The sequence below is a fragment of the Bacillus sp. P4_E1 genome (assembly GCF_056401715.1).
Window position 1 is genome coordinate 69,740 of the sequence record NZ_JBFUIV010000004.1, and the last position, 24,422, is coordinate 94,161.

Genomic DNA, 24,422 nt, shown 5'->3' on the forward strand with positions numbered 1-24,422 from the left:
TTTAACCTCATTTTATGAATTGGACAAGACTTATACGGAATTCACCCCTTTCATATACATTACATTTTATAAGTTATATTCTATTCAAAATTTAGGATTTCATAGCAAAAAAGCTGCTCTAGCGCAGTTACACAACTATGCTAGAGCAGCTTTCTTCTCGTTAAAAGTAACGTTTCTTCCAAAAAACAAACGCTAATGTGAAAGATAGTGTTACACATATTATGAGTACAATTACAAAACCATGTGCTTCCCCTTCAAACGGAACCTTTACGTTCATTCCAAAGAAACTAGAAACCATCGTTGGTAACGATAAAATGATTGTAATAGACGTTAACAGTTTCATAACACTATTTAAATTATTTGATATAACAGAGCTAAAAGTATTCATCATTCCACTTAAAATGTGACTATATATTTCCGCCATTTCAATAGCCTGCTTATTTTCAATTAATACATCTTCTAGTAAATCTTGATCGTCTTCATACATTTTTAAAAATGTACTGTTACGCATTAATTTTTGAATTACAATTTTATTCGCCTTTAATGATGTTGTAAAGTAAACTAAACTTTTTTCAAGGCCTAGCAATGTAAAAATTTCTTTATTTTTCATCGACTTATTTAATTGGTGCTCTAAATCGATTGTTTTTCTGTTAATTTGCTTTAAGTATCTTAAATAATAAGTAGAAATCGTATATAAGAGCTGAAGTGCAAAGCGCGTCTTTTTAAACGTATAAAATTCTTTAATACGTTGATTAATAAAGCGTTCAAAAATTGGATTTTCTTCTAAACAAATTGTCACAAAGCAATCTGGCATTACAATCATACCTATTGGAATCGTGTCATAAATCGAATTTCCTTCTTCATCATGTCTAACTGTTGGAATATCCACGATAATTAAAGTATTATTGTCTTCCTTTTCAATACGAGAGCGTTCTTCATCATCTAAAGGGTCTTTAATGAAATCTAAGTCTACATTTAACGTTTGTACTAGATATTGAATTTCTTCTTCCGTTGGATGAAGTACATTAATCCAGCAACCCTTTTGCATTTCCTCAACCTCTTGTAGTTTTCCGTTTCGGTCTGTTAAATAAATATTTAACATACTATCACCCCGATTCTTTTTACATGTAGGAATCTACCTCTCTTACATAACAGTTTTTGAACCGCCATTCTCAGCATATGAAACATACGTTTAAATTTCAATAGAAAAATTATTTTGAAAACGTTTTTATAAGAAAAATATTCTAAACAAAGAAAAAGACAGAGTGCTCTCTGCCTTAAAAAGCTTATGTTGCCTTTATAACATATTTAGAAAGCATCCACAAGTTAAAGCCAACTGAAATCGTATAACCAGCGTATGTTGAAATAATAAAACTTACATAATCGAAATACGGAAGCAATACGATATTTAAAACTATCTTCACAATAATACCAATTACTAATCCTAGCACTGTTTTCTGTTGTTGATTAATTCCTTGTAACATCGCAGCTGTTACTGTAAAAAGCGAAAATAGTATACAGGCAGGAGCATAATACTGTAAAATAACTCTCCCCATCTCCGGATCATTTCCGGCACCAAATAAAAGAGTATATACTGGTTTTGCTAACAACATCATTCCAATCGCCGCTGGTACCGTAATACCTACTACTAATACATTCGTCCTCGTAAAATGTTTGTACAGTAACTTCACATTCCCTGCTGTATAGGCTTTTGTCATCTCAGGTACGAGAGACATACTAAAAGCAGTCGCAACGGAAACCGGGATAAGTACAACCATCTGGACAAGACCAATTATCGCATTAATCTTCTCCGCTTCTCCTTGCATATACCCTATTTGTATAAGTAGTTTATTAATTGTAAATGTATCAATCGTCTGATATAACGGAATCGCTAATCCAACTACAACGAAAGGAATAGAATATGTAAACAGTTCTCTATACAACGAAAAAAAAGTTTTCGTCGTTTGTGGTATACTGGCAATCTCTTTTTTCTTTAAATGTTTTCTCCTTCTTATATAATACGCACTTAAAACACTTAATCCACCTAGTGCTCCCATAAATGCTCCAAACGTTGAAATACCAACTGCCAACGAAACAGAAGCTTTTATAACATATAAAACGACAAAGCTTCCTATCAAAATAGTTAAGACCCGAAAAAATTGCTCTACAACTACACTGAGCGCAGAAGGTCCCATAGATTGAAAACCTTGAAAGAAACCACGTAACAAGCTCATTACAGGAACGAGTATTAACGCAAAACTTACAATTTGAATATTGTGCGTGACAGCTACCACACTATTCCCCGACTGATCATTTCCATCAATCACAAGTTTAGCTAAATGTGGTGCTAACATATATAATGCTAAACAAGAAATAACGCCCATAATGACCATAAAAACGATACCACTCTTTAGCACTCTCTTAACAGTGTGATAATCATTGAGTTGATCATATTTTGAAACCATTTTTGAAACGGCAAGTGGTAATCCCATCGTTGCAATACTAAGCATAATTGTATAAGGACGGTATGCATACGTATATAATACGTACCCACTCGTACCCACCATTGCTGTAAATGGTATAACATATATAAACCCTAACATTTTAGATATCATCGTTGCCATCGTTAAAAATATCGTTCCACGTAAAAACGGTGATCCTTTCATCACATTCCCCCGCTACGCTTTATTATTACACATTATGGACAACTCCTTTTTTTTAGAACTGAAACAATAAAAAAAGCCAATGAAAAATCATTGACTTTAACGCGCTGCTTTTTTCTTTTTTAAATACTTTAAACCGAAGTATAGAGCAACAAAGAGAACAGCCCCTATAATTATGTAATGTGTGTAATCAGATGCATACTCTTTAATGTGTCGCCAATTTCCACCAAGCTTTTCACCTAAGTATATAAATAGTATTGACCATGGAATAATCGCAACTACTGTATATAGTGTAAATAGTTTTAACGGCATTTTAGCTAATCCTGCTGGAATAGAGATTGCATGACGTACTACTGGGATAAAGCGTGCAGAAAAGATTACTCCTGCTCCGTAACGCTTAAACCAACCTTCCGCTATGTCTAAATGGTGTTTATTAATAAGTAGATATTTCCCATATTTCTCTACAACCGGACGCCCTCCGTAATATCCAAGCCAGTATAAAAAGATTTGGGCTAAAGTACCACCAATAGTTCCGGCGATAACTGCACCGACAAAACTAATTTTACCATCCGCTACTAAAAATCCAGCATACGAAAGTACAATTTCACTCGGGATAATTTCAATCATTAAAGCTAGCGCTACTCCAAAGTAACCTAGGCTTGCAAAAAATTGCAATAACTGATCTATTATGCTTGCTAACATTTTATTTTCTATCTCCTTTTTTCTTCACATACCATCCCATTATTACATAAAGGTCGCATTCTGCCAATATCTTCATTTCAACAATATCATCGGCATAAGCATTATTAATCTATTAATGTTTCTTTTTGAGGTTCTTTCATGTAGGCAAACATTTCTTTAATTTGCTCTTCTGTATTTCTAGCAATCGATAAATTAGGCAATTCATTCTCACCAAAAAACTCCACATCTTCTGTTTCAATACTAGTTTTCTTTTCGCCACCAATAATCTTACAGCCAATAAAAATTTTATATACATGTGTTGCTGAAGGCGATGGTTGATGTTTTTCTTTATCAAATATAGCGAGTAGCTTAAAATCATCTACTTCATAGCCCGTCTCCTCTAAAACTTCTTTTGCTGCTACTTCTGTTGGCGTATAACCAACATCAGCCCATCCACCTGGCAATGCCCATTTCCTATCACTTTTTTCTTTCACAAATAATAGTTTTTCATTTTGAAAAATAACTGCCCGTATATCAACTTTAGGTGTTTGATAGCCTGTCCCACTTGCAAATAAATTCTCTACTACTTCCCAATCTGTCTTTGTGTAATGTGACATCATTGAAACTGAAATGTCCCGTAATTGTTGGAAACGCTCTATATCATATACATCCTTAGAATACGTTAAACCCGCTTGAGTTATAGATTGTATTTGTTTTACCCAATCAATCCACTTGACCGTCATGTTTCCACATCTCCATTCTTTATTAAGTAAATATTACGTCAATTCAATCGATACATCTTTATTATACAAAAAAAGAGATTGATAATGTTCCAATCTCTTTCAAAATTAATCCAATTCATGTAAGTGGTCTTGTATATACTTCCTTCTTTTATTTATATATTCATCAATCATATCAGCTTCTTGATCAAATGTTTCTAATTTTTCTTTCATATATGGATCTTGTAGTAAATATGGACGAATCGATTCACACAAACCTTCTACTTTCGGCATCATAAACGAAACGGTAAATTGTTCTTCTAATATTTCTTCTAAAATACTTCGGTATTGTTTTCTAAATACAGGTATATCTAACAATCTTGCACTTAACGTATTATAACCTTGAATACGAATATATTCATGATTAAGTGGTCTCCCTTGTACATCTCGCCCCCAAGTCGCATCATAATCCCACGGTATCACTTCAAATAAATTTGTCTCATCGTTATGATATAGTGCATAGTTATGAACGAAACCATCAAAGTTTTGCGTAAAAATAACTCCAGCTAACCATCGTAAATATTTATCTACATGTAGAAACTTCCCGATTTCTTTTTCATAATCTTCCCTCGACAAAGTATTCGCTTGAAATACAAATTCACTCAGTTGTTCTTCACTATTTTTATTCGAATATTTAAATTCATAACCCGCAAAGAGCTCTGTCTTAACATCTTTATCTCGCTCACTCATTAACGAAAAATTCGCATCATCATCTATCGCATAATAAATAGAACCACTCGGTAACCCTCTATTTTTCAAAAAGTTTTCATCAACTGATTCTAACTGTAAATACACACCTTGAATTTGACCATTAATTTTTATAAATACATGTTGTGATTTTGGCGAAAGTACACCAATATCATGAAAAAAATCTAAAGATAATTTATTTCGTATGAGAGACGGATCCATAAACTCAGAATTCAAATGAAACTCTTTCGCGCCTTGAAATTTTTTCGGTTTATAAAACATAACATGATAAGACTTTTTCTCAAATTCGCGAATATGAGCCCCTCGGTATACGATATCAATGTCATACTTCTTTTTTCCATAAGTTAATTTTGCTGGCACTGGACTATCTGACCAAATGTCCTTTTTCAATTCCACTAAGTACATTGGATGAACAAAAAAATCATATGAAGGCAGCATGTTTTCTCATCCCTTCTCAGTTCTCTTCATTCAATGTATGCGCCTTGTCTTGTCCATACATCCGCTATCATCTATTTATATAAAATTACACTCTTGTCCTGTTCAGAAAGAAGTCGAATCTCATATCATGTTAAGGAAAAAGAATACCTTTTCAATTTAACACTCGATAAGGAGGATTTCTATGAAACGTGATATTAGAAAAGCTGTTGAAGAAATCAAAAGTGCTGGTATGGAGGATTTCTTACACCAAGATCCAAGTACTTTTGAGTGCGATGATGATAAATTCTCTCATCATAAATGTACAACAGGGTGTAAATGTACAACAGGGCGTAAATGTACAACAGGGCGTAAATGTCCAAGAACAAGATGTACTCGCGTAAAACATTGTACTTTCGTTACAAAATGTACTCATGTTAAAAAATGGACGTTTGTTACGAAATGCACTCGTGTGCGCGTTCAAAAATGGACGTTCGTTACAAAAGTTACTCGTAGAAAAGAATGCGTTTTAGTTACAAAACGTACTCGCAGAAAACATTGTACGTTCGTTACAAAATGCATACGCTTTGAAAAGAAATTTTTCTGGACAAAACGAAGTTTCTGTAAAAAATGCGAATTCTTCCCTCACGGACACGGTAGCTCTTGCGATGATGATTGTGATCATGGTAAAGACTGTCACGATGACGGGCACAAATGGAATGATTGCAGAGACGGACATAAGTTCCCATCTTGCAAAAACAAGAAATTCGATCACTTCTGGTATAAAAAACGTAATTGCTAGTTTTTTATGTCCACCAAAAAAGGCCGCATTGCGGCCTTTTTTACGTTTACTGAAAATGACTTATATCTGCAAATTGTTTTACTTTACCACGGTTTTCATCAAATTCAATCACACTAAGACTCGCGCTATGCATAAATGGCTCTTCCCATACATGTTCAATTTCAAAACCTGCAAAATGCCCTACGAGTAATTTCGCTGCTGCAGCATGAGTAACTATTAAAATATTTTCTCCTTTATGCTTTTCTAAAAGAAAGTGTATCCCTTCAATTACTCTTTTATGAACGGCCGCAAAGTTTTCCCCTGATGTTGACTGAAAAAGATGTGGTTCATTCCAAAATAAATGTACTTCTTCTGGATATTGCATTTCCAAGTCAGCAATTGTTTGCCCTTCCCATATCCCCATGTTTATTTCATAGAAACGTTCATCTTCTATAATTGGAAGATCGCGTTCCCCTTTAATCAATTCAGCAGTATGAAGCGTTCTTTCGCTTGGACTACTATATATGGCATGGAGTGGTAAATCCTTCATACGCTCCCCTAATTGTTTCGCTTGTATCATACCATTCTCTGTTAATGCTGAATTTTTCCGTCCTTGCATCCGCCCTGCTACATTCCATTCTGTTTCACCGTGCCTTGTTACATATACCGTTGTCTTCATTTCACATGCCCCCTTACCATTTTGGCCGCGATTCCCACGGCTCTACTCTCCCTACAATCCATTCTGTGCATTTACTTTCAATTCCTTTTATAACTCCGTCAGCAATCTCTTCATGAGTAAGCCATCTTGCATATGTATCTTCTAAAATAAACCCTAATATAATTCTATAATAACTACATAATGTCCCACCTATTTTTTGTGACTTCGTACGCGATGCACTACTACCTAATATATGAAATAAACTATACTTTTCCGATGACAATTCAACTTCATTACAAATGAGTCGTAATGCATGCTTAGCACTCGAATGTACCCATGCAACTACTAATGTAATTGGACCATTCTGTTCAATTGTATTTGTAATAGATCGCTTTAGACCATCGTCATTTTGATAATCTAAAGGAAGACATGTAATATTTTCTGGTGCCGAACTAGCTTGCTTAACATTTTCTAATTTCACTTCATCTCGTCCAATAACAGACACACGAAATCCTTGATCACAAAGCCACATAGAAACTTTCTTTAACATTCCTGTTCCACCAATTACAAGCGCATGCAACTTCTTCCCCCCTTAGTAAAATGTCATATGAGGTTTTTCTTCCCTATAATAATTTAGACGGTCTTGCAGTGTCCCTGAATGAAACTCGAACTTGTGACCGTCAGGATCAACAAAATATATAGACCTACAATCTCTCACATTACGTTCTCTTCCTTGTAAAATATGAACATTATTTTCTTCTAACCGATGTAACAGGCGTTCAAAATCTTTTTGTTCAACAGAAAATGCGAGGTGCGTATAAGATTGATGAATCTCCTTTCTTGGAATATGTGCCTCTTCGTTCAGTGCTATCCATACTCCACATATATTGAAATATGCAAGTTTTCTCCCTTTAACTAATAGTTCTCCTTCTAGCACTCTTTCATAAAACATAATAGCGTTTTCTAAATTTGATACTGAAAAACAAAGATGATTGATTCCTTTCAACACTCCACGTTCCTCCCTAAACAAATAAAAGATGAGCGAAAATTCACTCATCTTTTATTATACTATTTCTTTGTAATATATGCCCATTTATAACTAAAGTCGCCACCGAACGTATGGTTAGCAATACCATTTACATACGTCTTCTCTAAGTAAGCTGTACTTTGTTGGTACGTAGGAGAGATTGCAGCATCTTGACCAATTAAGATTTTTTCAGCTTCTGCAAGTGCTTTCCAGCGTGCTGCGTCATCTTTTAGTAGTTCTCCTTTTGATTTTGCTACTAAATCATCGTACTTCGGATTTGAATAATCCATTTCATTAAATGAGCTTCCAGTAACGAACATATCAATATATGTCATTGGGTCTGGATAATCTGGACTCCATGCAGATAATGAGAATTCATATTCAAATTTCTTTTCTAAATCTAACTTCTGCTTATATGGTTGTTGCTTCAAATTCACTTTAATACCAGGTAAGTTTTTCTCTAATTCTTCTTTAATAAAGTCGCCCACTTTTTTACGACTACCGTTATCATCATTTAGTAATTCTACTGTAATTGTATCTTGACCAAGTTCTTTCTTCGCTTCTTCCCACAGTTTTTTTGCTTTCGCAGCATTATCTTTACTGTCACGGAAATTTTTATTTACAGTACGGAAGTCTTTTCCATCTGGTCCTGTCGTAAACTTTTCAGGTACTAAGAAATACGCTGGCAATGATCCATCATTCAAAATTACATCCGCAATTCCTTTTTTATCGTACGCTAAATCAATCGCCTCACGAACCTTTTGATTTTTAAACGTTGCATTTTTTTGATTAAAACGTAGGAAATACATACGTGGGTCTAGCTTCGTTTTAAATTCATCTGGTTTATTCTTTTTATATTTGTCTACAAACTCAGAACTTAAAATGACACGGTCTGCTTGATCACTATCATATAAATTTACCCCAGTACTTGTCTCTTTTACTATACCCACATTAATTTCTTGTAATTTTACAGCATCTTTATCCCAATAATTTGGGTTTTTCTTTAACTGGTAACTTTGTTCATGTTTCCATTCACTCATTGTAAATGGTCCATTGTACAATAATTTATCTGCTTCTAATCCGTATTTATCCCCTTGTCCTTTTACATACTTTTCATTTAATGGGAAGAATGTAGGGAACGAAGTAAGCTCAAGGAAATAAGGTGCTGGTTGCTCTAATTCTACTACCAACGTTTTATCATCCTTCGCTTTAACACCTAATTGATCCGACGGTACTTCTCCTTTATTTACTTTCTGTGCATTTTTCACATCAAATAAAATAAATGCATATTCTGCTGCTATTGCTTTATCTAATGTACGTTGCCATGCATATACAAAATCTTGTGCTCGAACTGGATCACCATTTGACCATTTTGCATCACGTAATTCAAATGTATATGTCTTTTTATCTTCACTAATCTTCACGTCTTTGGCCATACCTGGAGTTGGTTTATTATCTTTATCTAGACGATATAATCCTTCCATTGCATTTACAAATACACGGAAAGATACAGAATCTGTTGATTTAGATGTATCCATTGAAGGAATTTCAGCTGTTTCTAGCAAATTTAAAACTTGTTTATCTGCCATTCCCTTACTTGATTCTTTCTTCGTTGTCGAAGCCTTCTCCCCATTCCCACATCCCGCAACCAGTACACTAGCCGATAATGCAACTGCAGCAATCGTTGTTACCTTTCTCTTCATTCTTCCTTCCCCCAATCTATATGTATAAGTTAAAACTTGTATAATATATTTTATTATACAAAAAATTCTGATTATTTTAAATATTTATTTTCATAAAAAGAAAAAAAGCGGTCAGAAATTGCTTTCCCTCCGCTTTGTTGAATAGCATTTACTTGTAAGCCATCCTCTATATCAAATGGATTTTGAACTTTAAATATTTCCTCCATTATCTTCAAAAACTCTTCTTCATTTTTAGATTCACCGTTAATCGTAAGTGAATATGGTTCCACTTCTCCCAATTTATAATCAACAATAAATTGAATTGTCACCTTTTTCCTTGGCATCTCAGGACTCTCCCCCTGAAATTCTACTAATTCTAATCCTTCCGTTCCCCGATAGTATATCCATCCTGAATTTTGAAAATAATTTTCGAACGATTCACCAATTGAAAAGACTGGATATTCATAAAGCGAGCTTGTACGAACTTTTTGAATAATATCCCGATCAGTTGGGAAAAAGAAATGACTAAACAAAATACTAGCAACTGCTAAAATAGTAACGATTGTTGCTCCCATTTTACTCGTTCCACCACTATCACGGATGAGATAATTTTCAACCGATTCATCTTTAATTCCCCGTGCTTTTATTCGATATATACGCCTTTCTGCAAATTGATAATATAATCCATTTGCAAAAATCCCCATCCCAAATAGAATGAAAATGAGTAATAAAAACGTAAGAGGCACCATATTAATGATTGGCAACGCTACGTTGAACCCCATATAATAAGAAAATGCATCACATGCTACTAATAACAGTATAAATAAAGCAGCAGGTAAATAATACTTACGATATCCAAGCCAACCTACATTGAAAATAGCAGCCAAACCATTCCAGCTCCACCTAGCAATTCGCTTATTCTCAAGCTCCCATTTTCTTTTGTAATATGGATATTGTCTCCCTACATATACTTCTAATTCTTTGTCTATTAGCGAGCTTTCTTCACCTTGTTTATTATGCAAGTTCCGTTGACAATTTGCACAATTCAACTGATCATTAATACAAGGTCGCCCACAATTTATACATTTCAAAACAATCCCTCTTTCCATCCATACTTCATTGTGAACTACCCACCACTTAGTATCTCTTACGAGCTTACCCCGAAGTGGGGGCTTCTCGGTTCATCGTTACTTTTGATAGCTAACGCATTTGTCTTAGGAAATCCGAGCTAACTCCCTCGTTCCAAAGGTTGTTTCTTACGATTTATTTAAAATACCTTCATGTTTCAATAACCACTCTTTCCTCCATAAACCACCCGCATACCCAACAAGTTTTCCACTCTTTCCTATTACACGATGGCATGGAACGATAATTGAAATTGGATTTCGGCTATTTGCCCCTCCTATCGCTCGTACAGCTTTCGTATTCCCAACCTTCTCCGCAATATCTAAATATGAAGCACTTACGCCATACGGAACAGTGTAAAGTGCATCCCATACATTCTTTTGGAATGGTGTTCCTTCAGCAGACAATGGAACTGTAAACTCTTTTCTTTTTCCTTCAAAGTATTCATCTAATTCATTTATACATTGTTCAACAAATTCATTTTTATGTTCTTCTTTTCTTTCTTCAACAAATATAACAGACGTAATTCCTTCTTCGTTCGCTGTAATTTCTAACAAACCTAATTCACTATCATAATAAGCCTGGTACATATGTCATCCTCCAATTCATTACATATTATTTATTGTAACACGAATAGACGAAATTTTTCGTATAAGCGTTTTATTAGGGAAACAAAAAAGAGGATGATACAATGTAAGAAAATTCAATCAAGGGGGGATATTTGATGGAGTTTCAACTCTTTTCACCTTATACAATTAAGGACGTTACGCTAAAAAACCGTATCATTATGTCACCTATGTGCATGTATTCATCAGAAAATGAGGATGGCCAAGTAACTAATTTTCATCTCGTCCATTATGGAACCAGGGCTGCTGGCCAAGTAGGTTTAGTTATGATTGAAGCAACAGCTGTGTTACCTGAAGGACGAATTTCTAACAAAGACTTAGGCATTTGGGATGATAATCTAATTGAAGGCTTACATAAAACGACAACATTTATACATAATAACGGTGCAAAAGCAGCCATTCAACTCGCTCACGCCGGAAGAAAGGCTGAATTAGAAACAGATGCTTTCGCTCCCTCAGCAATTCCGTTTAACGATAGAATGAAAATACCAGTAGAAATGAATAAACAGCAGATTAAAGAAACTGTTTCTGCTTTTCAAAAAGCAGCTTTACGCTCTAAACGAGCGGGGGTTGACGTTATTGAATTACATGGTGCTCACGGTTATCTTATTAATGAATTTCTTTCTCCGCTTTCCAATAAGCGGACTGATGAATACGGGGGCTCACCTGAAAATCGCTATCGTTTCTTACGCGAAATCATCGATGCTGTAAATGAAGTTTGGAACGGACCGTTATTTGTTCGTATTTCAGCAAATGATTATCATCCTGACGGGTTAACGGTTCAAGATTATGTGCAGTATACAGGATGGATGAAAGAACAAGGGGTAGATTTAATCGATTGTAGTTCTGGTGCTGTTGTACCCGCACATATTGATGTGTATCCTGGTTACCAAGTACAATATGCTAAACATATTAAGGAGCATGTTGACATCGCGACTGGTGCGGTAGGATTAATTACAACCGGATCACAAGCAGAGCAAATTTTAAATAATAACGAAGCAGATTTAATTTTTATCGGACGCGAGTTACTTCGTAATCCATACTTCCCAAGAATAGCTGCCAATGAACTTGGCTTTGAATTAAAAGAACCATATCAATACGGGCGAGCACCCGGGAAAATTAAAACTAATAAATAAAACCGAGAAATTATTCTTCTCGGTTTTACTTATTTTATTTCTATAATATCGTTTGAACTATAAATATGAATACCAGATTCTTCACGTAGCGCTGTTATATACATTCCTTTCGCCACATCTTTAGCTGAAATTGGTTTATACTTTTTAAAAGCCCCTTTAAATATAAACGGAAGAATACGAGATAATTTCTCAGCCATTCTTTCCCCAAAACGATATTCTTGTCGATTTCCAACTAATAATGACGGCCTGAAAATATGTATGCCACCAATAACTAGCTTTTTCAGCTCCTCTTCCATTTTCCCCTTCACTTGCGAGTAAAAGAAAAATGATTTAGGTTTTGCTCCCATTGATGAAATAACAAGAAAATTTTGCACGCCTTGTTTTTCAGCTAAGCAGGCAGCTCGTAATGTATATTCATAATCTACTTTTTTAAAATTCGACTTCGACTTCGCTTTTTTTATCGTTGTTCCTAAGCAACTAAAAACATCATCTACTGCAAAAAATTCTTTGTATTCCTCTAATACTGAAAAATCCACCTGTTTCTGTTGCAATTTCTCATGCTGTAATTGTAATGGTTCCCTTACAAAAATAGTAACCGAATCGTAGTAATCTGAGTCAAGTAATAGTCGCGTTATTTCTTGTCCAACTAACCCACTTGCGCCAAGTACTAACGCTGTTCGCTTATTCATATATGTGTATACCTCTTTATTTACTATTCTCTCCTATAGCTAATCGTCGCTAACAGGAGTTTCCGTTCTCCCATTTTACCATAAGTAAAGCACTATGCGTATGCATAGTGCTTTACTTACTCTTTTTTCTCTTCTTTTTCTTCTGCTGGCAATTTTGTAATTGTTGTAGCATCCCCTAAATTACTTATTAGTCTTCTTAAAAAAATTAAAACAAAAGATAATGGCAAAACAACCGCAAGTATTAATAAGATAGCTTCCATGAAGTAACCCAAGCGCTCATCCCCTTTTTTCTGCTCCCTCCCAATATATGAAAGTAACATTGTCACATATGCACCAATCATAAAAATTAATACCTTTCTTTTTGACAGATTTATTACAAAATCAAATCGTAATGATTATTATTTATTGCAACTTTCATAAAGATGTATTATACTAGGTTCGCAAACTAAAACGTAATTATTCCGTTTTGTATTAAAACGATATTTTCTTCTTATATTTGGAGAAAATATAATTGTAAAAAAGAAAAGAGGAGAATTATATGCCTAAAAAATTAGCTCTATTTTCATTTATACTTATTTTCACACTCATCTTTGCTGGATGTTCTAACAACAAAGAAGGTGCAGCGAAAAAAGATGGGAAACTTTCTGTTTATACAACCATTTTCCCACTCGCTGACTTTGCAAAAAAAATCGGTGGTGATTATGTAAATGTAGAAACAATTTACCCACCTGGTGCGGATTCTCATACATTTGAACCAAGTCAAAAGCAGACTGTACAAGTGGCGAAAGCCGATTTATTTGTTTATAACGGCGCAGAATTAGAACCATTTGCCGAAAAAATGGAAAAATCATTAAAAAAAGAAAACGTAAAAATTGTAAATGCATCTAAAGATATCGAACTTCGTGCTTCATCTGAAGAAGAGCAGCACGATCATGGAGACGGTCATAAAGAAGATGAACATCATCACGATAAAGACCCACACGTTTGGATAGATCCTACTCTTGCGATGAAACAAGCAGAAAAAATTAAAAATGCACTTGTAGAATTACAGCCTGAACATAAAAAAGAGTTCGAAAAAAACTTTGCAGCACTACAAACAAAATTCACTGATTTAGATGATCAATTTAAAGCAGTTGTTGCAAATGCAAAAACGAAAGAAATATTAGTTTCACACGCAGCTTACGGCTACTGGGAACAACGATACGGTTTGAAACAAATTCCAATCGCTGGAATTTCAGCATCTGATGAACCATCTCAAAAACAGCTTGCTGACATTACAAAAACAGTAAAAGAGCACGGTCTACAATATATTTTATTTGAAACATTCTCTACTCCAAAAGTAGCATCAGTTATTCAAAAAGAAACAGGTACAAAAATTTTACGCTTAAATCACCTTGCTACTATTTCTGAGGATGATGCAAAGAACAATAAAGATTACTTCACATTAATGGAAGAAAACGTAAATACTTTAAAAGAAGCAACAAACTAATCAACTATATTTTCTAGGCAGCTGAATATGTCATTCAGCTGCCTTTTTATGTATTTATCCTTGACTTGATCGAAATAACAAGTAGAATTATCCATATTAGCTTGTAAGCTATACTAATTTAGAAGGTGAGTTGGAACTATGAATCTTCACATTTGTGAAGTAACAGCAAATAATTGGCGTTCAGTTGCTGCTTTAGACGTAGCAAAAGACCAGCAGCAGTTTATTGAAAGCAATGCGTTTTCTTTAGCGGAATCATTATATGAAGAAAACGGAACGTCAGTAGGCTTATATGACAAAGAAACACTCGTTGGATACGCAATGTACGGTTGGTATTCCCAAAAACATGAAAGTGTATGGTTAGATCGTTTTATGATTGACCAACAATTTCAAGGAAAAGGATACGCAAAACGTTTCCTTCGCTTACTAATTCAATTCTTGCAACAAAAATTCGAATGTAAAATAATTTATTTAAGTTTACATCCTGACAACAAACACGCAATGGGACTATATGAGTCATTTGGCTTCCGTTTAAATGGGGATATTGATGACGAAGGTCCAGTTGTAGGTGTTGTAATGGAATTACTTATAGATGAAAATACAAGTCTGTGAAAACAGGCTTTTTATTATGCATTTATCAATGTTATGTTTTCTATTTTTAGTTTCGTTCCCTTATTACTTCATTTTTGTAATCTAGTATTATCTCATTAAAATGCTCATAAAAAATAAGCCTGCGATTTACGCAGACTTATTTCACACATTCTTCAAAATGTTCTTGGAACCATTCTTTATTAATATCTCTTCCGATGAAAACTACTTCACTTACTCGCTCTTCGCCCTCTTGCCACTCTCTATCATACGAAGCAGCAAATAACGTATGCACACCTTGGAAAACAATACGTTTATCTACCCCATCAATAGATAAAATTCCTTTGTAGCGATATAAATGCTCCCCTAGTTCCTGAACGACAGCTGACATCCATTCATTCAATTTTTGTAAATCTAACGGACGTTCTTCACGTAGTACAAACGATTTTACACCTTCTAGATGGTTATGTTCTGTATGAGGGTAAATTTGCAGCGTATCTTTCGTTTTAAACGTTTGAATTTGTAATAACGATGGAATATCTACCTCACAGTTAGTCGTCTCGATTAATTTTGCAGTTGGATTAATTCCTTGCAGTTCATGTACGAGACTTTCTTTCTCATTTTCTTCAATTAAATCTAATTTATTTACTAACACAACATCAGCAAAGGCAATTTGTTCTTTTGCTTCTAGTCCCTTTTCAAAATGTTTATGTATATGATAGCTATCTACAACTGTTACAACACCGTTAATTTGGTATGCAGATTGAATAACTGGATCTAAAAAGAAAGTTTGAATAATCGGACCTGGATTTGCAAGACCTGTTGTTTCAATTACTAATCCATCAAAGTCCATTTTCCCTTCTGCTTTCACATCCAGTAATTGTTTTAAAGCAACAAGTAAATCTTCACGCACAGTACAGCATAAACAACCGTTTGTCATTTCCATAATTTCTTCTTCAACGTTCATAATTAATTGATTATCGATACCAATTTGCCCTATTTCATTTACAATCACTGCTAATTTCTTGCCGTGATCCTCTGATAAAATTCGATTTAATAATGTCGTTTTCCCTGATCCAAGAAAACCAGTTAGTATTGTTACTGGAATCATTCCTTACATCTCCTTATAGCTATATGTTTCTACATTATAGCATATAGAGAAAAACGTTTTTGTAGCAAAACATATTTATTGTATGTACAACCGGGTAACTATATAATAATATGTAGCAAGAAAGCCTTTTCAAAAATATTATCATTCATCAAGGGGGGTACTTATAATGGAACGAGTTCAAATGGCCGAAACACTAGAATTTTCTCGTATTATTCAAGGGTTCTGGCGTTTAGCAGAATGGAATATGACAAAGCAAGAGTTACTTTCTTTTATTGAAGACTGTATGGATTTGGGGATTACTACTTTCGATCACGCTGATATTTATGGCGGATATACATGTGAAGGATTGTTTGGAGAAGCGTTACAACTCAAGCCTTCCTTACGCGAAAATATGCAAATCATCACTAAATGTGGAATCGCTCCCCCATCCCCTAAATTTCCAGAGCGATATGTTGCTCACTACAATACGAGTGCTGAACATATAATAAAAAGCGCGGAGGATTCATTACAAAACTTACATACAGATTATATTGATGTATTGCTCATTCATCGTCCTGATCCATTCACGGACCCAAATGAAGTGGCAGAAGCGTTCTCACGCTTAAAGCAAGAAGGAAAGGTTCGTCACTTCGGTGTATCTAACTTTTTACCTTCACAATTTAATATGTTAAGTTCGTATTTAGATTTCCCGCTCATTACAAATCAAATTGAAGTATCTGCGATGCAGCTTGAGCATTTTGAAAAAGGTACGATTGATTTATGCCAAGAAAAACGAATCAATCCAATGATTTGGTCACCTCTTGCTGGTGGTGAAATCTTTACTGGTCAATCAGAACGTGCCATACGTGTACGTGAAACTTTACAAAAAGTTGCTACTGAACTAGGTGTTACTAGCATCGATACTGTTATGTATGCATGGTTACTCGCTCATCCAGCTAACATGATGCCAATCGTTGGATCTGGTAAATTAGATCGTGTGAAAACAGCCGCTCTTGCTACAAAAGTTAACTTAGACCGCCAACAATGGTTTACAATTTTCGAAAGCTCTAATGGACATCCTGTACCATAATAAACAAAAAGAAGAGCTGTTTCTTTACAGCTCTTCTTTTTCATATGTATTTCTCGTCATTGCAAATACACACATATCCCTTAATCCATTTCCATCCACCGCAACACTCGCGCTTTCTAAAGTACCCTCTAATTTAAAGCCTAATTTCTCTGGTATCGCTCTACTCTTCTTATTTAGAGAATCACAACGAATTTCTACGCGGTTTGCTTTCAATTCAGTGAAAGCATAATCTGTTATACCCTTTGCAGCCTCTACCATATAGCCCTTTCCACTAAACCTTGAATCAATCCAATACCCGATTTCAAATTGAGGTATATCCCAATTAATACGATGTAATCCGGCAGATGCAATAAATTCACCTGTTTCGTTCGAAAAAACTAGTAATCTCAAATCCTCACGCTGCAAAAATTGAATATGCGATTTTCTAATACTCTCTTCTATTTCTTCCTCTGTTTGCTCTTTTTGTGCAAAGACCATCCAAGGTTTTAATTCTTGTATTGAAGCTTGAATTGCGTCATATACAACTTTACCATCACCTGGTTTTGGCATTCGAATAAAAAGCCTGTCAGTATAAAATTCAGAAGGAAAATCGAATAATAACGGATTCACTGTAAACACTCCCTATAATTCTTTTATATATAATAATATCCATCTCAAGTTATACAGTAAAGAAATTTCTGAATTTTAAACTTTTTGATCATTCACTTCCATCGCCACACGCACTCCGGATTCAATCGCACCTTGAATCCATCCGTGATACAGCGTTGTATGATCTCCGGCAAAGTATATTCTCCCCTCAGGTTTTACAATGACTGGCTGTAATTCTGATTCTTGACCAGCTTGAAATAGTGCAAACCCTCCAAGCGCATATGGATCTAATGTCCAACTTTTTGATATTCCAGACATGAACTCATCATATACTTGACCGCCTAATATTGTTGCTAAATTTTGTAGTGTGTAATAGATACGATCCCCCTTTGATAACCCATCCCATAGTAATGCATCGTATGACCATGTATAACTCCCTAGCATAATGGCTGGTCCTTTTGAACCGATTCCATGACTTGGATAATACGCATAACGTATAGGAAGATCTGTTATAATTCTCCCACCTAATTGCCCTTGTTCCTCCCAAAAACGACTTTTAAATTGAATCCCTATTTTTGTAGCCGGCATATAATGCAATTCGCGAATTGTTTTCCACTTCGCATGAGATATCGAATCAAATGGATCTACTTCTACAAAGCGCATTGTTGAAAAAGGAATTGTAACAATAACTAAATCGCCAGTTATACTACTATACTCAAAAGTTTCCTCATTTCGGTAATAGGCTGTTACACCATTGGCTTGTTGATGAAGCTTCATTAATTTTTGATTATATATAATATTTTCTTCTAATTGTGGTAAAAAAGACTTTGGTAATCTATCATTCCCACCTATTATTTCACAAAATCCACTTTCCTCTTGCATAATGTATAAAAATCGTAACGTCTCAACAAATGACCTTTCCAAAAAACCTTCTAAATCTAATAGAACACCAATCATCTCAATCGTTACTGGCGAAAAATAAGTATTATATTGATAAGGATGATACTTTAAAAATTGCCCTGTAGAATATTTCCCAAAATCCTTTACTACAATATCCCAATTTTTTTCTGGATTTCTTTTAATAAAATTTATAATTGGCTGTACCGCTAATAATAATAGGGCCTCCGACGTTTTCCCCTCTTCGTTCATTTCCACCGGATACTTTAAAATACTTGGGTCCTTTTCATATTGTTTCAACGTTGTTTTTCGGCCATTAACATATATAATATCAGTCTCATTCCTATTAATAAAAGGGCTCACCTGTAGCCCATACTTTCTTATATATGCCATCGTTAATTTGTGCGAATACGGAATTCTCATCGCTCCAACATCTAAATATAATCCGGTATCTTCCATCCTAACTGTCTCTATGCGGCCACCTACACGGTTGTTCGCTTCAAAAACCTTCACTTCATGCCCTGCTGCTTTTAATAAAGATGCCGAAACTAATCCAGCCATACCAGCCCCTACTACAATGATTTGTTTCGGACGTGTCGTCTTCTTCAATCCCTTATTTATAACTTTTAACGTTTCATCCATCTCATTGTTAAACATTATATCTTTCTGCACAATCCCACCCCTTACTTCATGAAATACGAATTAGTGGTTTAGTGCATTTTATTCATAAATTCACTTAAACATAACACCACCACAATTTGAAAATTCACTAAAAATACATAAGGTGCAGCTCTCCCCCTTCCACATGCTTCATATGATAAACATACAGATAGTAACTGTATGGAAAGGATGGATACACATGAAACGTACTTACGATTATCAGGCTACAAAAAAACATTTAGAATTAAAAAAACAGCAGTTATGTAAAAAACTCACTAGCGTTAAACTAACTGAAGAAGAACGCAAGCAAATACATTTAGAAATTGATAACTACGAATATATATTAAACTTAGTCGAAATGAATCATTATGAACGAGGGTTTTCTCATTAAAAGCGGATAAAAAATTATTCACTTTTCCTTTTGAGCATTTCATTACGCATTTTTCGTAAGTAAATATATAATAGGATGTACATTAAGATTGAGAGGTATATTCTATGATCAAATTAAGTGTATTAGACCAATCACCTATTTCAGATGGTAGCACAGCAGCCCAGGCTATTTCGCATACAGTTACGCTTGCACAAGAAGTTGAGAAACTCGGATTCACACGTTTTTGGGTATCCGAGCACCATAATTCAATTAGCTTAGCTGGTTCAAGTCCAGAAATACTCATTTCACATATTGCCGCGAAAACTGACCGTATTAGAGTTGGTTCTGGTGGTGTTATGCTGCCACATTATAGTCCATATAAAGTTGCCGAGAATTTCCGCGTTTTAGAAGCACTTTATAAGGGCCGCATCGACCTTGGTGTCGGTAGAGCGCCTGGTGGTATGCCGATAGCAACTCGCGCACTTCAAGAAGGTAAAATGGTCTCACTTGATCAATATCCAGAACAAATTGCAGATGTTGCTATGTACTTACATGATCAAGTACCAGAAAACCATCATTATGCAAACTTAAAGGCTACTCCAGTTATCCCAACATCTCCTGAAATGTGGATGCTCGGTTCTAGCGGAGAAAGTGCAATGATTGCCGCAAAGCAAGGCGCTTCTTTTGCATTTGCACAGTTCATTAACGGATACGGTGGCCCTGAAGTAATGAAGGCTTACCAAGAACAATTCCAACCTTCCTATTTAGGTGATAAACCAAAATCAATCGTATCTATTTTTGTTATTTGCGGAGAAACAAATGAAGAAGCGGAGAAGATTGCATCAAGCCTTGATTTATCGATTTTACTATTAGAACAAGGAAAACGGACTACTGGTACTCCTTCTATTGAAACTGCTCAAAATTATTCGTATAGTGCTTATGATCTATTCCGCATAAAAGAAAATCGTCAACGTATGATTGTCGGTGATCCGTCTTCTGTGAAAGAAAAAATATTAAACTTAAGCAAAGCGTATAATACTGACGAATTTATGATTGTCACGATTACTCATCAATTTGAACATAAATTAAACTCTTATCGCCTATTGGCAGATGCTTTTAATTTATAATAACGAAAAAGAGATGCATCACATATGATGCATCTCCTTTTCTTACTACCAATCAATTGTTTTTGCTTCCTATATATTCAATAGCTTCTTTTAATAACTCATCAAAATTATGAGGGTAATCATGATTTAAGTTAGGCACAACTTTATACTTATGTTCTATATTTTTATCCTTTAATAACTTTACAAATTGCTGTGTACCTTCAAAACAATCTTCATCTTGATCCCCACATATTATATATCCTTTTACGCTTTTATCATGCAATATTCCAATCATTTCTTCCCATTCTTCCATTTCCGGGAGCCACGGTGCCACAAAAATAAAACCGTTCACTTCTATTTCACCTTGTAACATGGAATGTAACGCTACTCTTGCCCCAGCAGAAAAGCCACCAATAATAATATTCTCAAATGGTTTATTCACTTTAATCTTATTGTAATGTCCTTTTAACTCTTCTCTTCCTCTTTCGATATTATCCCAAACATATCCATCTGAAAATTGAATTTGGGAAGATTGAGGCAATGCTAGCATAAAACCTTGTTCCATTACAGAGTTCCAATATGGTTCTATTATTTGTATATTTTCTTGATCCCCATGCAGTGTTATTAGTAGATTTTCAGTTTGTTTGCTGTATTTATATTTCACGTCTGCTTGTTCCGATTTCTTTTCTAATTCTTCTCTTTCTTTACATAATTGAACCATTCTATGAAACTCTTCAAATTTATGTAGTGGTTTTAAATCATCATCGGAAATTAAATACTCACTTCCGTACCAAAATCCATTTTCTATAATTGCTTTCTTCATTAAATGCAACGCTTCTTCTTCAAGTCCTGCTGCACTTGCTAATGCATATTTAAAATTATATATTTGTGCTTCATTACCCATTACATCTTTAGCATTATTCATTATATAAGAATACGCTTCAAAACTTCCTTTATTTGCATAACAATGTAACGTTTCATTTAATAACTTAATATAAGTCATATTATTTTCCATATAGGAATTCCCCCGTAACCTTTTATAATAATTGCTTCTCCAATCTTCCTATCATTCTAGGGTCACGGTATAAATAGTTAAATTCTACAATTCAACTTAACAATACCTGATTCTCAGAATGATATTTAATAGTTAATGTATGTATACGCATAATACACCACTCCTTCCTATCCACTAGTTGTAGTATAAAGTTAAATAAACTGAAAAATCAATATTTTAATAAAAAAAAGACAACAATAATATTATTGTTGTTCTCATAACATCTGCCCACTATTCTTTTTTTTCTTATCTGGTTTACTTGAAACTAAATAATGCTTTTCTGAAATATATAAGTTTCTTTTTAATATACGATTTAAATATGGTCCTAGCTTCACTCCGCATATGAGGCGATCTTCGCTATCTTCAACAATTGGGAACATTTCTTTTTCTGTTACATATTGATCTACGGCCTTTTGTACGATATCAATTTCTTTAACTAGGTTTAGATTTTCTTCTGTATGTTCAAATACTTCAAGCGTTTCCTTCGTTATCAGAAAAAAATTTGTTGGAAATGCAGGTAAATAGGGCTTTAGCAAATCATAATTTACTGTGTAATCATCATTTACTAAAACTGTATAAACGATATTAGCATTCGTTTCTAGAAACTTCGCCATCGCTTGTTCTAATTCATCTTTCGTAATTTCCCTATCTTCTTTTCCAGTTCTGAAAAAGCGAAACATTGTATCGCCTCCTTTTTACTATATTATAGCATAAAAGAAAACTGAAAAATTATAAAAAACTCTATTGAAAGAATTTTTCAATAGAGTTTTTCTTTAATCCATTTATGTTTATTTTAAGAATGCACTTAACATCCATACATGTTGTTCTAATGTCGTATGAATTGCTAATAGCATATCAGCCGATGTTTCATCATCAGCTTCATCAGCTACTTCCATACCTTCTTTTAATTCTTGAATAAGTGCAGAAAAATCGTTTACTAAAATTTGCACCATTTCTTCTGCAGACTCTTTGCTTGTCCCTTCGATTACAGTTGAAGTTGCTAAATACTCTTTCATTGTCGCTAACGGTTTTCCTTCTAACGCTAAAATACGCTCTGCTAACTCATCAATGTATGTTCCTGCTTCATTATAAAACTCTTCAAATTTCTCATGTAATGTAAAGAAGTGCGGCCCTGTCACATACCAATGATAATTATGCAGTTTGACATATAATACATTCCAGTTTGCTACCTGCTTGTTTAATACTTCAACAACATTCGTTTTCGTACTCATACAATCCACTCCTCTTATCATGTTACTATCTTTTTAATGACCTAACTTCATTTTACCATACATTCCCTATTCTTTTGAATGAACAGCTTATATGTAACAAAGTTTTAACAACCTTAATATTTCCCTAATATCATATAATTCATGTATCCTTTCAACTACTTCATATGTCTAATTGTCCAAGCTCACACATATGCATAATAGTAAGTCAAGCTCATCATAGAAGAAAGAGGGATAACATGGACAATCAACAATGGCAAGTAGCAAAGAAAGTCGCTGCTACTTATATCGGAACGGTCGTTGGAGCTGGATTTGCTACTGGGCGAGAAATTGTCGAATTTTTTACAGTTAACGGATTGTACGGAACCATTGGCATATGTATAAGTGGATTTTTTTTTATTTGGCTCGGTACAAAAATGATGTTACTTTCATCACAAATCGGGGCATTTTCAGCGCAAGAATTTAATAAATATTTATTTGGGGATGTATTTGGAAATGTCGTAAATACTTTATTATTACTCGTATTATTTGGCGTAACTAGCGTTATGTTATCAGGAGCCGGGGCAGTATTTGAAGAACAACTTCGTCTCCCGAGACAACTTGGTATTTTCATCACAGTCATCGCCTGCCTCATTATTGGGAGCCGGGGATTACAAGGTGTTTTTGAAGTGAATACACTTGTCGTACCTATTATGATGATTTTCATTATCGGACTTGCTATTACAACCTTTATTCATGGTACAACTCCTATTATTGACACCGTTCCTACAGAAAGTTGGAATATGAAATGGATTACTAGCCCTATTACATATGTTGCATTAAATCTTTCTCTCGCCCAAAGTGTTCTCGTCCCATTGGCCAGTGAAGTAAAAGATCGAAAAGCTATTTTATGGGGTGGTATTTTAGGCGGCGCGGGGCTTTGCTTTATTTTATTATGTAGCCATCTAGCAATATTATCCGTTGAACAATTTTATCAATATAACATCCCAATGGCTGAAGTTGTAAGAAGGTTTAATGCAACTTTCCATTTTTTCTTTGTTCTTATCATTTTTGGTGAAGTATTCACCACATTAGTTGGGAATATATTCGGAATGACAAAACAAATGCAATCCATTACCGGATGGAAAAGTAATAACATTATTTACTTCATATTACTAATTAGTTATTGCTTTAGTTTCATTGGATATAGTGAATTACTTCATATTCTATACCCTATTATCGGTTGGGTGAGCATCATTTTACTACCGATTATTGCCTTTAAACAACTTCAAAAAACATAAAAAAACATCCGTGTA

27 protein-coding genes are annotated in these 24,422 nt (G+C 34.5%); 8 read left to right on the forward strand and 19 right to left on the reverse strand.

Translation table 11 applies throughout. The annotated features are described in order from the left end of the window. Positions 1-160: 160 nt before the first annotated feature. The 5 genes from AC1DS7_RS06810 to cotH form a co-directional block, all read right to left on the reverse strand. The gene (locus tag AC1DS7_RS06810; RefSeq protein ID WP_000932392.1) at positions 161-1,102 is read right to left on the reverse strand and encodes a magnesium transporter CorA family protein; all 942 of its coding nucleotides are present in this window, start codon (positions 1,100-1,102) and stop codon (positions 161-163) included. A gap of 184 nt (positions 1,103-1,286) precedes the next feature. Further along, complete coding sequence (locus AC1DS7_RS06815; protein WP_002086052.1) at positions 1,287-2,666, reverse strand: putative polysaccharide biosynthesis protein; 1,380 nt, start codon at positions 2,664-2,666, stop codon at positions 1,287-1,289. A 96-nt stretch (positions 2,667-2,762) separates the two neighbouring features. Then, on the reverse strand, positions 2,763-3,365 hold the full coding sequence (uptA, locus tag AC1DS7_RS06820) for an undecaprenyl phosphate transporter UptA (RefSeq protein ID WP_000881203.1): 603 nt from the start codon (positions 3,363-3,365) through the stop codon (positions 2,763-2,765). A 104-nt stretch (positions 3,366-3,469) separates the two neighbouring features. After that, the gene (locus AC1DS7_RS06825; RefSeq protein ID WP_476998870.1) at positions 3,470-4,087 is read right to left on the reverse strand and encodes an NUDIX hydrolase N-terminal domain-containing protein; all 618 of its coding nucleotides are present in this window, start codon (positions 4,085-4,087) and stop codon (positions 3,470-3,472) included. 105 nt (positions 4,088-4,192) lie between these two features. After that, positions 4,193-5,269: a spore coat protein CotH gene (gene cotH, locus AC1DS7_RS06830; protein ID WP_000937998.1), complete on the reverse strand. Its 1,077-nt coding sequence runs from the start codon at positions 5,267-5,269 to the stop codon at positions 4,193-4,195. A gap of 181 nt (positions 5,270-5,450) precedes the next feature. Between cotH and exsB the strand changes: the two genes are divergently transcribed. Continuing rightward, the gene (gene exsB / locus AC1DS7_RS06835; protein WP_002193076.1) at positions 5,451-6,047 is read left to right on the forward strand and encodes an exosporium protein ExsB; all 597 of its coding nucleotides are present in this window, start codon (positions 5,451-5,453) and stop codon (positions 6,045-6,047) included. Positions 6,048-6,093: 46 nt separating this feature from the next. Here exsB and AC1DS7_RS06840 read toward each other — a convergent pair whose 3' ends face one another. From AC1DS7_RS06840 to AC1DS7_RS06865, 6 genes are all read right to left on the reverse strand, one after another. Next, complete coding sequence (locus AC1DS7_RS06840; RefSeq protein ID WP_002012438.1) at positions 6,094-6,705, reverse strand: phosphoserine phosphatase 1; 612 nt, start codon at positions 6,703-6,705, stop codon at positions 6,094-6,096. A 13-nt stretch (positions 6,706-6,718) separates the two neighbouring features. After that, complete coding sequence (locus AC1DS7_RS06845; protein ID WP_002031473.1) at positions 6,719-7,264, reverse strand: short-chain dehydrogenase; 546 nt, start codon at positions 7,262-7,264, stop codon at positions 6,719-6,721. A 12-nt stretch (positions 7,265-7,276) separates the two neighbouring features. After that, positions 7,277-7,693 carry a FosBx1 family fosfomycin resistance bacillithiol transferase gene (gene fosB, locus AC1DS7_RS06850; protein ID WP_050000244.1) on the reverse strand — a complete coding sequence of 139 codons (417 nt, stop codon included), beginning with the start codon at positions 7,691-7,693 and terminating at the stop codon, positions 7,277-7,279. 59 nt (positions 7,694-7,752) lie between these two features. After that, entirely contained in the window at positions 7,753-9,414 is a 1,662-nt protein-coding gene (locus AC1DS7_RS06855) for a peptide ABC transporter substrate-binding protein (protein ID WP_002126994.1), read from the reverse strand. 71 nt (positions 9,415-9,485) lie between these two features. Further along, positions 9,486-10,484: a DUF2628 domain-containing protein gene (locus AC1DS7_RS06860; protein ID WP_050000243.1), complete on the reverse strand. Its 999-nt coding sequence runs from the start codon at positions 10,482-10,484 to the stop codon at positions 9,486-9,488. Between the two features lie 165 nt (positions 10,485-10,649). Continuing rightward, complete coding sequence (locus tag AC1DS7_RS06865; protein ID WP_002186074.1) at positions 10,650-11,108, reverse strand: methylated-DNA--[protein]-cysteine S-methyltransferase; 459 nt, start codon at positions 11,106-11,108, stop codon at positions 10,650-10,652. Between the two features lie 134 nt (positions 11,109-11,242). Between AC1DS7_RS06865 and namA the strand changes: the two genes are divergently transcribed. After that, complete coding sequence (gene namA / locus AC1DS7_RS06870) at positions 11,243-12,280, forward strand: NADPH dehydrogenase NamA (RefSeq protein ID WP_063226477.1); 1,038 nt, start codon at positions 11,243-11,245, stop codon at positions 12,278-12,280. Positions 12,281-12,309: 29 nt separating this feature from the next. Here namA and AC1DS7_RS06875 read toward each other — a convergent pair whose 3' ends face one another. Continuing rightward, the gene (locus AC1DS7_RS06875) at positions 12,310-12,969 is read right to left on the reverse strand and encodes an oxidoreductase (RefSeq protein WP_002031464.1); all 660 of its coding nucleotides are present in this window, start codon (positions 12,967-12,969) and stop codon (positions 12,310-12,312) included. 116 nt (positions 12,970-13,085) lie between these two features. Continuing rightward, the gene (locus AC1DS7_RS06880) at positions 13,086-13,310 is read right to left on the reverse strand and encodes a hypothetical protein (protein ID WP_002012427.1); all 225 of its coding nucleotides are present in this window, start codon (positions 13,308-13,310) and stop codon (positions 13,086-13,088) included. Positions 13,311-13,507: 197 nt separating this feature from the next. On the opposite strand from AC1DS7_RS06880, the gene AC1DS7_RS06885 reads away from it, so the two are divergent. Both AC1DS7_RS06885 and AC1DS7_RS06890 read left to right on the forward strand, forming a co-directional pair. Continuing rightward, positions 13,508-14,458, forward strand: coding sequence for a metal ABC transporter substrate-binding protein (locus AC1DS7_RS06885; protein ID WP_002126988.1), 951 nt, complete (start codon positions 13,508-13,510; stop codon positions 14,456-14,458). A gap of 138 nt (positions 14,459-14,596) precedes the next feature. Beyond that, positions 14,597-15,067 carry a GNAT family N-acetyltransferase gene (locus AC1DS7_RS06890; protein WP_002012425.1) on the forward strand — a complete coding sequence of 157 codons (471 nt, stop codon included), beginning with the start codon at positions 14,597-14,599 and terminating at the stop codon, positions 15,065-15,067. Between the two features lie 136 nt (positions 15,068-15,203). On the opposite strand, the gene AC1DS7_RS06895 is transcribed toward AC1DS7_RS06890, so the two are convergent. Beyond that, positions 15,204-16,154, reverse strand: a complete 951-nt coding sequence (locus AC1DS7_RS06895) for a CobW family GTP-binding protein (protein WP_033730282.1) — start codon at positions 16,152-16,154, stop codon at positions 15,204-15,206. 166 nt (positions 16,155-16,320) lie between these two features. Between AC1DS7_RS06895 and AC1DS7_RS06900 the strand changes: the two genes are divergently transcribed. After that, positions 16,321-17,223, forward strand: coding sequence for an aldo/keto reductase (locus AC1DS7_RS06900; protein WP_002064972.1), 903 nt, complete (start codon positions 16,321-16,323; stop codon positions 17,221-17,223). 24 nt (positions 17,224-17,247) lie between these two features. Here the strand turns inward: AC1DS7_RS06900 and AC1DS7_RS06905 are convergent, their stop codons facing one another. Then, entirely contained in the window at positions 17,248-17,832 is a 585-nt protein-coding gene (locus tag AC1DS7_RS06905; protein ID WP_002126982.1) for a GNAT family N-acetyltransferase, read from the reverse strand. 75 nt (positions 17,833-17,907) lie between these two features. Further along, positions 17,908-19,380: a flavin monoamine oxidase family protein gene (locus AC1DS7_RS06910; RefSeq protein WP_476998871.1), complete on the reverse strand. Its 1,473-nt coding sequence runs from the start codon at positions 19,378-19,380 to the stop codon at positions 17,908-17,910. 187 nt (positions 19,381-19,567) lie between these two features. Between AC1DS7_RS06910 and AC1DS7_RS06915 the strand changes: the two genes are divergently transcribed. Further along, the gene (locus tag AC1DS7_RS06915; RefSeq protein ID WP_002012420.1) at positions 19,568-19,759 is read left to right on the forward strand and encodes a DUF3896 family protein; all 192 of its coding nucleotides are present in this window, start codon (positions 19,568-19,570) and stop codon (positions 19,757-19,759) included. 104 nt (positions 19,760-19,863) lie between these two features. Beyond that, positions 19,864-20,865, forward strand: a complete 1,002-nt coding sequence (locus tag AC1DS7_RS06920; protein ID WP_002141391.1) for an LLM class flavin-dependent oxidoreductase — start codon at positions 19,864-19,866, stop codon at positions 20,863-20,865. 52 nt (positions 20,866-20,917) lie between these two features. Here AC1DS7_RS06920 and AC1DS7_RS06925 read toward each other — a convergent pair whose 3' ends face one another. The 3 genes from AC1DS7_RS06925 to AC1DS7_RS06935 form a co-directional block, all read right to left on the reverse strand. Continuing rightward, positions 20,918-21,859, reverse strand: a complete 942-nt coding sequence (locus AC1DS7_RS06925) for an alpha/beta hydrolase (RefSeq protein WP_016102174.1) — start codon at positions 21,857-21,859, stop codon at positions 20,918-20,920. Positions 21,860-22,113: 254 nt separating this feature from the next. Beyond that, positions 22,114-22,578: a DUF3939 domain-containing protein gene (locus AC1DS7_RS06930; protein ID WP_000488199.1), complete on the reverse strand. Its 465-nt coding sequence runs from the start codon at positions 22,576-22,578 to the stop codon at positions 22,114-22,116. Positions 22,579-22,686: 108 nt separating this feature from the next. Further along, positions 22,687-23,130 carry a Dps family protein gene (locus tag AC1DS7_RS06935; protein WP_002012416.1) on the reverse strand — a complete coding sequence of 148 codons (444 nt, stop codon included), beginning with the start codon at positions 23,128-23,130 and terminating at the stop codon, positions 22,687-22,689. A 236-nt stretch (positions 23,131-23,366) separates the two neighbouring features. Here AC1DS7_RS06935 and AC1DS7_RS06940 point away from each other — a divergent pair, with 236 nt between their 5' ends. Beyond that, positions 23,367-24,407 (forward strand): YkvI family membrane protein, encoded by a 1,041-nt coding sequence (locus tag AC1DS7_RS06940; protein ID WP_002031445.1) that lies wholly within the window; start codon positions 23,367-23,369, stop codon positions 24,405-24,407. Positions 24,408-24,422: the final 15 nt, after the last annotated feature.

Bases quoted from the DNA above. Each gene is read 5' to 3' on its own strand.
- AC1DS7_RS06810 (WP_000932392.1), bottom strand. From the start codon at position 1,102: ATGTTAAATATTTATTTAACAGACCGAAACGGAAAACTACAAGAGGTT.
- AC1DS7_RS06815 (WP_002086052.1), bottom strand. From the start codon at position 2,666: ATGAAAGGATCACCGTTTTTACGTGGAACGATATTTTTAACGATGGCA.
- uptA (WP_000881203.1), bottom strand. From the start codon at position 3,365: ATGTTAGCAAGCATAATAGATCAGTTATTGCAATTTTTTGCAAGCCTA.
- AC1DS7_RS06825 (WP_476998870.1), bottom strand. From the start codon at position 4,087: ATGACGGTCAAGTGGATTGATTGGGTAAAACAAATACAATCTATAACT.
- cotH (WP_000937998.1), bottom strand. From the start codon at position 5,269: ATGCTGCCTTCATATGATTTTTTTGTTCATCCAATGTACTTAGTGGAA.
- exsB (WP_002193076.1), top strand. From the start codon at position 5,451: ATGAAACGTGATATTAGAAAAGCTGTTGAAGAAATCAAAAGTGCTGGT.
- AC1DS7_RS06840 (WP_002012438.1), bottom strand. From the start codon at position 6,705: ATGAAGACAACGGTATATGTAACAAGGCACGGTGAAACAGAATGGAAT.
- AC1DS7_RS06855 (WP_002126994.1), bottom strand. From the start codon at position 9,414: ATGAAGAGAAAGGTAACAACGATTGCTGCAGTTGCATTATCGGCTAGT.
- AC1DS7_RS06865 (WP_002186074.1), bottom strand. From the start codon at position 11,108: ATGTACCAGGCTTATTATGATAGTGAATTAGGTTTGTTAGAAATTACA.
- namA (WP_063226477.1), top strand. From the start codon at position 11,243: ATGGAGTTTCAACTCTTTTCACCTTATACAATTAAGGACGTTACGCTA.
- AC1DS7_RS06875 (WP_002031464.1), bottom strand. From the start codon at position 12,969: ATGAATAAGCGAACAGCGTTAGTACTTGGCGCAAGTGGGTTAGTTGGA.
- AC1DS7_RS06880 (WP_002012427.1), bottom strand. From the start codon at position 13,310: ATGATTGGTGCATATGTGACAATGTTACTTTCATATATTGGGAGGGAG.
- AC1DS7_RS06885 (WP_002126988.1), top strand. From the start codon at position 13,508: ATGCCTAAAAAATTAGCTCTATTTTCATTTATACTTATTTTCACACTC.
- AC1DS7_RS06890 (WP_002012425.1), top strand. From the start codon at position 14,597: ATGAATCTTCACATTTGTGAAGTAACAGCAAATAATTGGCGTTCAGTT.
- AC1DS7_RS06895 (WP_033730282.1), bottom strand. From the start codon at position 16,154: ATGATTCCAGTAACAATACTAACTGGTTTTCTTGGATCAGGGAAAACG.
- AC1DS7_RS06900 (WP_002064972.1), top strand. From the start codon at position 16,321: ATGGAACGAGTTCAAATGGCCGAAACACTAGAATTTTCTCGTATTATT.
- AC1DS7_RS06915 (WP_002012420.1), top strand. From the start codon at position 19,568: ATGAAACGTACTTACGATTATCAGGCTACAAAAAAACATTTAGAATTA.
- AC1DS7_RS06920 (WP_002141391.1), top strand. From the start codon at position 19,864: ATGATCAAATTAAGTGTATTAGACCAATCACCTATTTCAGATGGTAGC.
- AC1DS7_RS06925 (WP_016102174.1), bottom strand. From the start codon at position 21,859: ATGGAAAATAATATGACTTATATTAAGTTATTAAATGAAACGTTACAT.
- AC1DS7_RS06930 (WP_000488199.1), bottom strand. From the start codon at position 22,578: ATGTTTCGCTTTTTCAGAACTGGAAAAGAAGATAGGGAAATTACGAAA.
- AC1DS7_RS06935 (WP_002012416.1), bottom strand. From the start codon at position 23,130: ATGAGTACGAAAACGAATGTTGTTGAAGTATTAAACAAGCAGGTAGCA.
- AC1DS7_RS06940 (WP_002031445.1), top strand. From the start codon at position 23,367: ATGGACAATCAACAATGGCAAGTAGCAAAGAAAGTCGCTGCTACTTAT.